This window comes from Streptomyces sp. NPDC050548 (assembly GCF_044457385.1).
GTDB lineage: Bacteria > Actinomycetota > Actinomycetes > Streptomycetales > Streptomycetaceae > Streptomyces.
Genome location: NZ_JBITGV010000017.1, coordinates 109,644 through 116,263, shown reverse-complemented (window position 1 = coordinate 116,263; position 6,620 = coordinate 109,644). Strand labels below are relative to the sequence as shown.

The 6,620-nt window shown below is 70.4% G+C and carries 6 protein-coding genes; 3 read left to right on the top strand and 3 right to left on the bottom strand.

All coding sequences use genetic code 11. The features are described 5' to 3' along the window. Window positions 1–107: 107 nt before the first annotated feature. Window positions 108–1,643: a S1C family serine protease gene (locus ACIBJH_RS36935; protein WP_399121318.1), complete on the bottom strand. Its 1,536-nt coding sequence runs from the start codon at window positions 1,641–1,643 to the stop codon at window positions 108–110. Between the two features lie 258 nt (window positions 1,644–1,901). On the opposite strand from ACIBJH_RS36935, the gene ACIBJH_RS36930 reads away from it, so the two are divergent. The 3 genes from ACIBJH_RS36930 (at window position 1,902) to ACIBJH_RS36920 (ending at window position 4,744) form a co-directional block, all read left to right on the top strand. Beyond that, complete coding sequence (locus ACIBJH_RS36930; protein WP_399121317.1) at window positions 1,902–2,747, top strand: glycerophosphodiester phosphodiesterase; 846 nt, start codon at window positions 1,902–1,904, stop codon at window positions 2,745–2,747. A gap of 230 nt (window positions 2,748–2,977) precedes the next feature. After that, window positions 2,978–3,529: an ATP-binding protein gene (locus ACIBJH_RS36925; protein ID WP_399121316.1), complete on the top strand. Its 552-nt coding sequence runs from the start codon at window positions 2,978–2,980 to the stop codon at window positions 3,527–3,529. Window positions 3,530–3,778: 249 nt separating this feature from the next. Beyond that, the gene (locus ACIBJH_RS36920) at window positions 3,779–4,744 is read left to right on the top strand and encodes a DUF5926 family protein (protein ID WP_399121315.1); all 966 of its coding nucleotides are present in this window, start codon (window positions 3,779–3,781) and stop codon (window positions 4,742–4,744) included. A gap of 244 nt (window positions 4,745–4,988) precedes the next feature. Here ACIBJH_RS36920 and ACIBJH_RS36915 read toward each other — a convergent pair whose 3' ends face one another. Both ACIBJH_RS36915 and ACIBJH_RS36910 read right to left on the bottom strand, forming a co-directional pair. Further along, entirely contained in the window at window positions 4,989–5,558 is a 570-nt protein-coding gene (locus ACIBJH_RS36915) for a hypothetical protein (protein WP_399121314.1), read from the bottom strand. Window positions 5,559–5,614: 56 nt separating this feature from the next. Beyond that, window positions 5,615–6,280 carry a bifunctional DNA primase/polymerase gene (locus tag ACIBJH_RS36910; protein WP_399121313.1) on the bottom strand — a complete coding sequence of 222 codons (666 nt, stop codon included), beginning with the start codon at window positions 6,278–6,280 and terminating at the stop codon, window positions 5,615–5,617. Window positions 6,281–6,620: the final 340 nt, after the last annotated feature.

Sequence of the window (6,620 nt, the reverse complement as noted above, 5' to 3'; positions counted from 1 at the left end):
GGTCCCCGCGTTGTGTCCCCACCCTGGGGTCGGGGGGTGGCTCCGGGGCGGGCCGGGCAAGGAATCCCTTGCCCGGCCCGCCGGTTGAGCGTCTGACGCCGCGTATGTCAGCTGTCGCCGACCCGTGATCCCAGAGTCAGTTCGGTGGTGTGCTCCGTGCCGTCGCGCTTGTAGGTGATCGAGACCTTGTCGTCGGGCTTGTGGGTCCAGATCTCGCCGATGAGGGTCGGGCCGCTGTCGATCACCGAGCCGTCGAACTTGGTGATGACGTCGCCGGCCTTGAGGCCCGCCTTGGCCGCGGGACCGCCGGCCTCGATCGCCGAGGCACCGGTGGTGATCGTCGCACCGCCGGTGCTGTCCTCCAGGGAGACGGAGGCGCCGATCTTGGCGTACACCGGCTTGCCGGTCTTGATCAGCTGCTGGGCGACGTACTTCGCCTGGTTGATCGGGATGGCGAAGCCCAGGCCGATCGAGCCGGACTGGCTGCTGCCGCTGAGGCCGCCGCTGCTGGTCGACTGGATCGCGGAGTTGATGCCGATGACCGAGCCCTGGGCGTCGAGCAGCGGGCCGCCCGAGTTGCCGGGGTTGATGGAGGCGTCGGTCTGCAGGGCGCTCATGTAGGACGCCTTGCTGGTGGCGCTGCCGTCGCTGGAGGCCACCGGGCGGTTCTTGGCGCTGATGATGCCCGTGGTCACCGTGTTGGACAGGCCGAAGGGGGCGCCGATGGCGATCGTCTCGTCGCCCACGGCCACCTTGTCCGAGTCGCCGAGGGCGAGCGGCTTCAGGTCGGTGGGGGCGTTCTTGAGCTTGATGACCGCTACGTCGTAGCCCTGGGCGTGGCCGACGATCTCGGCGTCGTACTTCTTGCCGTTCGGGAAGGTCGCCGTGAGCTTGCCGCCGTCGACCGCGTCGGCGACGACGTGGTTGTTGGTGACGATGTGGCCCTGGGTGTCGAAGACGAAGCCGGTGCCGGTGCCGCCCTCGCCGCTGGTGCTCTCGGCCTCGATGGTGACCGTGCTGGGCAGGGACTTGGCGGCCACCGCGGCGATGGTGCCCGGGTCGCGCTTGACGGAGGCGCTGCTGCCGGTGTCGGAGGAGACGGTGGTGGAGTTGCTGTCGTCGTTGTCCTTGGCCAGGGTGTAGCCGAGGCCACCGCCCAGGCCGCCTGCGACGAGCGCGGCGATCAGGACGGCGGCGATCAGCCCGCCGCGTCCGCCGGACTTCTTGGGCGCCGGCTGCTGGTACGGGGTGCCCCAGCCGGCCGTGCCGTCACCGCCGTAGCCACCGGCGCCGGCCGCGCCGTAGCCGTCGCCGCCGTATCCGCCCACGCCCTCGCCGCCGTACGCGCCCGCGGCCGTGCCTCCGTCGGCGTACGACGGTGTGGCGGGCGGGGGCGGCCAGGCGGCGTCGGGAGCGGATCCCGTGCCCTCGGGGCCGGGTGCCTGGGGCGCGGCGCCGTACGCGGGCGCGTGCCCGGCGTGCGGTGCGTCGTGCGGGGTGCTCGGAGGCACCGGGGGGAGCGGCGTGGTGGGCGCGCCCCCCTCGGGCGCAGCCGCCTGCGGGGAAGCTGCGGGAGATTCCACCGGCACAGGAGGTGCAGACGGGGCCGGGGGTACCTCAGTGCCCTCGTTCTCGGTGCTCACAGCTCTTCTCCTCGGTCCACGGCTGTTGTTCTCGGAAGCATGCGGTCACACTCGTTCACGCTTGTCGACGGTCCGGCGCGAAACAGCTGTGCTGGTGCTTTTGTATGCCGTCAGCTTTTCCCACCGGACGTCAGGGCACCATAAGCGGTGCCTGTGGGTCCATGGCGATCCTTTATAAGCGGTCATCAACACCAAAAAGCCGCATATCTACGCCTTCTCGGTTCCACGTGTACCCCTTTGCGGTGGCACCATGACGCGGTGACCCACGCACGGCAGCACCGGATCCAAGTCGTCGCCCACCGCGGAGCCTCCGAAGAGGCCCCCGAACACACCCTCGCCGCCTACAAGAAGGCGATCGAGGACGGCGCGGACGCGCTTGAGTGCGATGTACGACTGACCGCCGACGGCCATCTCGTCTGCGTCCACGACCGACGCGTCAACCGTACGTCGAACGGACGCGGAGCGGTCTCGGCACTGGAACTCGCCGATCTGGCCGCCCTCGACTTCGGCTCCTGGAAGGGCCGCGACCTGTCCCGCGACTCCTGGCGGACACGGGACGAGGAGCCGGACTGGGAGCACCTTCCGGAGGACCGCGCGGACACCTCCGTACTCACCCTGGAGCGGTTGCTCGAACTCGTCGCGGACGCGGGCCGGCGGGTGGAGCTGGCCATCGAGACGAAGCATCCGACGCGCTGGGCGGGACAGGTCGAGGAACGGCTGCTGGTGCTCCTGAAGCGGTTCGGCCTGGACGCCCCGGACTCCGCCGCGGACTCGCCGGTACGGGTCATGAGTTTCTCGGCGCGATCTTTGCACCGGGTGCGGGCCGCGTCCCCGACGCTGCCGACGGTCTACCTGTTGCAGTTCCTCTCGCCCCGCCTGAGGGACGGTCGACTTCCGGCCGGTGTCCGGATCGCAGGCCCCTCGATCAGGATCGTGCGCAATCACCCTGCGTATATCGAGCGGCTGAAAAACGCCGGTCATCGGGTGCATGTGTGGACCGTCAACGAGCCCGAGGACGTCGATCTCTGCGTTGACCTGGGCATTGACGCCATCATCACCAACCGACCGCGGGCCGTTCTGAGCCAGCTCGGTAGGGAACGTTAAAGAACCTCATAAAGACCGCCAAACACCCCTTGACCCGGGCACCCCACCTGCACCATCCTCCGAACTCGGCCACACCATCGAAAACAAGCCACCCGATTACGGGGAGTGCTCCGGCGCGTTCGTTCCGTGTTCGATCGTTGCGAATGCGTCACTGAACGTGGATTGGCCGGTTTCCGGTACAGGCCAAGAGGGCATCCACACCGTGGCGTGGGGCGAAGGAGGTCTCGGGGGTGGCGTTGGTGGTGGCACAGGAAGTGCCCACGTCGTCGAGCATGGCCGTGACCCATGGCCCTGCGGGCGTGGGGCAGGCAAGACATCGCATGCGCGACCAGTTGCGCACGGGCGGTGTGTCGGAAGCGGTCATCGACGATGCCGTACTGATCCTTTCCGAACTTCTCAGCAATGCGTGCAAACACGGGCGGCCCCTGGGCGACGCCCTGGCCGGTGACGGCGACGTCCGGTGCGCCTGGCGCGTGGACACCGGCGGCCGGCTCACCGTCGAGGTGACGGACGGCGGCGGCCCGACCCGCCCGGCTCCGGCCACCCCGTCGGTCACGGCGCACGGCGGACGCGGCCTGAACATCATCACCGCGCTGGCCGACGACTGGGGCGTACGCGACGACACCCGGGGCGAGGTCACGGTGTGGGTCGTCGTCCACGAGGACGTCCACGATCCGGATGCCGCACACCGGCGCGACGACTTCGCCGCGCGCGTCACGGCCCCGGCGGTCTCCGCGGGCCCCCGGCTGGGCTTCGCGGACACCTACGACGACTTGGACTGACGCGCGTCCGCCGCGACGGCTTGGTCGGACACGTTCGTTGCGGCGACTTGGACCGGCGCGTCCGCGCAGAACCACCCCGTCCGTACACAGGCGCCGGATTGTCCACAGGCGCCCCGTGTCACCGGGTTTTCCACAGGTGGGCCGCCGCCGACCAGAGTCGCCGCGTTGTCCACAGGCTCCCGTCGGTCATGGCGTGAACGGCTAGGCTCCCGCCCGTACGAGACGAGCCGTAACCGGGAGACACCCACGATGGCCAAGAAGCGACCCCAGACCACGGCCAAGCGGCCTCAGCTCAGCGACGCAGAGGTCCCGGTGGTCGGTGCCCGCGAGCCCTGCCCCTGTGGCAGTGGCCGGCGCTACAAGGCGTGCCACGGCCGGGCCGCCGCGCACGCGGTGACCGAGCTGGTGCAGCGGCCCTTCGAGGGGCTGCCCGGCGAGGGCGACTGGGTGGCGCTGCGCGAGCTGGTGCCGGCCGCCACGGTCGCGCTGCCGCTGAAGGGCGGCCTCCCCGAAGGGGTTCCGTCGGTCACGCTGGCCACGGTGCTGCCGATGGCCTGGCCCGCCCTGCGCCGGGACGACGGCTCGGTGCTGCTCGGCCTGCAGAACGACACGGCGTCCGGCGACATCAGCCGCGACCTCGCCGACACCCTCCAGCGCGCGCTGGTCGCGGACCCGGGCACTCCGGTGCAGTCCCGCCGTGCCCCGGCCGACGGTCCGCGGCTGCAGGAACTGCTCGACCCTGAAGGCGCGTTCGAGCCAGTTGTGCACACGGGCTTCGAATTCTGGGTTCCGGAGGCGGAGAACGCGTCGCCCGAGGTGACCGCCTCCCTGGAGCGTGCCAACGCCGCCGCCATCCCGACCGTGAAACTCCAGGGCGTGGACGCCGCGTACTGGTGCGAGACGCCGGACAAGAACCATCTGCGCTGGGTGATGCCGTACCCGGAGGAGCAGCTTCTGGACGCTCTCGCCCGGCTGCACGCCGCCGGCCGCTCCGGTCTCGGTGAGGGCACCCGCCTCGTGGGGTCCTTCCGTGCTCACGGTCTGACCGTGCCCGTCTGGGACCTGCCGAGCGGGTTCGGCGCGGACGACACGGAGAAGCCGGCCGCAGAGTTCGCCGAGCGCCTGGCCGCCGCGCTGGCCACGGACACCCCGCTCACCGCGGACGAGCGCCGCGCGCGCGGCGGCCTCACCAACCGGCAGGTCACGCTGAGCTGACACCCGGAAGGGCGCAGGGGTTCGACTGACCGACCGGTCAGTCGCAACAGGCCTGTTCACTCCGGTGACTCCTGTCACAACTCCCCGTTGTGAAAGGCAAGTCGGTGTCCGAATAGCCGAGATCGAATTTGCGAACCGCCGATCTCTTGTTACCGTTCGAGTAGCCCGGTTGCTGGTGCATCCCCCGTCGCCAGCAACCGGGTCTTTTCATGCCCGGCCCGCGTGTACGGAACGACGTCGTCCGTCAACTCGCGGTAGGCGCCGAGGAGTTGCTCCCCGAGCGCAGCAACAGCGGCCCACTCCCACCCGGTCCGGCGGCGAACTCCGCGACAGCCGTGTAGTCCGCCGGACCGCCCTGTGTGTGCTCCCTGGGCGTCTCGCACAGCGAGGGCTCATCCTCGGCGCTCACGGCGCAGTGCATCTGCACGGTGCGGTCCGCCGGCCCCATCAGGCTCAGCACCGCGTCCAGGTCGTCGCCGGTCGCGTTCCGGTAGTAGGTGCGCGCCCAGGTCTCCTCGCCCTGCGTCATGACACAGGTCTGCGCCTCGATGCCGTCGGGGGTGGAGAGTTCGGGTCCGCAGCGGGCCGCGGTGGCCAGCCCCAGGCCGAGGGTCAGCGGAGAGCGGGTGGGCGCCGGCGAGGGCGCGGCGGACGACGCCTTCCGGTCATCGTCCCGGTCGTCGTCGGAGGAGTGGACCAGGGAACGTACGACCGCGTGACCCTCGTCGCGTACGGGTCCCGCGGACGCCACGGCCAGCGGCAGCGCGACCGCGCACACCGCGACGCCCGCGAGGGCGAGCAGACGAAGGTTCATAGAGCGGAAGATAACGACCAACTACGGGCGCCACGGTCCGCGCGCGCCCGACACCCCTACAACTCGGGGGCGCTCACACCCGTACGAGTGAGGGCCTCGACCACGGCGTCCACCACGGCCTCGACATCGGGGACCCAGGGCGAGGAAGAGCCGGGCAGTGGTGCGCGCTCCCAGCGGATCTGGCCCTGGCCGGTCTCGGAGGGCGGCAGGGCGAGATAGCCGCCCTCGCCGTGGAAGCGGAGCGAGCCGGGGACGTGGTCCTTGGCGTAGAGCAGCTCGCCCAACTGCTCCAGGGAGTACGGCTTGACGAGCAGCGACCAACGGGTGGGCGCGGCGACGACCGGGCCGAGGCGCATGCCCTGGAGGTCGAGCGCGGCCAGGGCCCGGGCGGCCGCGGGTGCGGGCAGGCTGACCGCGCAGGGGGCCTTGTCGCCGGTGGCGAGGACGATGGGCGCGGCGGGGCGGTTGCCCCACCACCAGCGCACCATGCGGGCGTCGGTGGTGGCCGCGAGGAGGCCGGGGTCGAAGGGGTGGGCGCCGGGCACCGTGCACTCAGGGTCCGGACAGCCGCAGCGGGCCCGTCCCTGGGGATCGGGTGCCACGCCCGGGAGTACGGGCCATTTCCATTCAGTGGCGAAGGTCAGGGCCGCGCTGAGCATCTCAGACCTCCTGTTGTCTCGCCTGGACAGGAGCCTGCGTCGCTTTCCGAGGATCTCGCGCATGAGCGCTCGTTCCTTTCCGTTGCACCGCTGGCAACACCGAGGACCACATCACACCATGTGTCGATCACTTCACTGTGCGTACCTGTTGGCGCATCACACCCCTGCGCGAAGCAAGGGGAACCCGTGCGTGCTTGAAAAGCATGGGCGTGGCGTGGGGGTGGCGAAGTCTGGCGTTTTGCCGTCCCGCGTATTTCTCTCCGCCTCCGCCACGGGAGGATGGGGCACGATCGTCGGTGGTTAAGACGCCCGGGTCCCTCACCAGGTTCCGGGCGGCCCCCGCCACCCCTGGTCTTCTCCGAGTACGTACCCATCACGACCGCTGTGACGCTCCGTCGAGCAA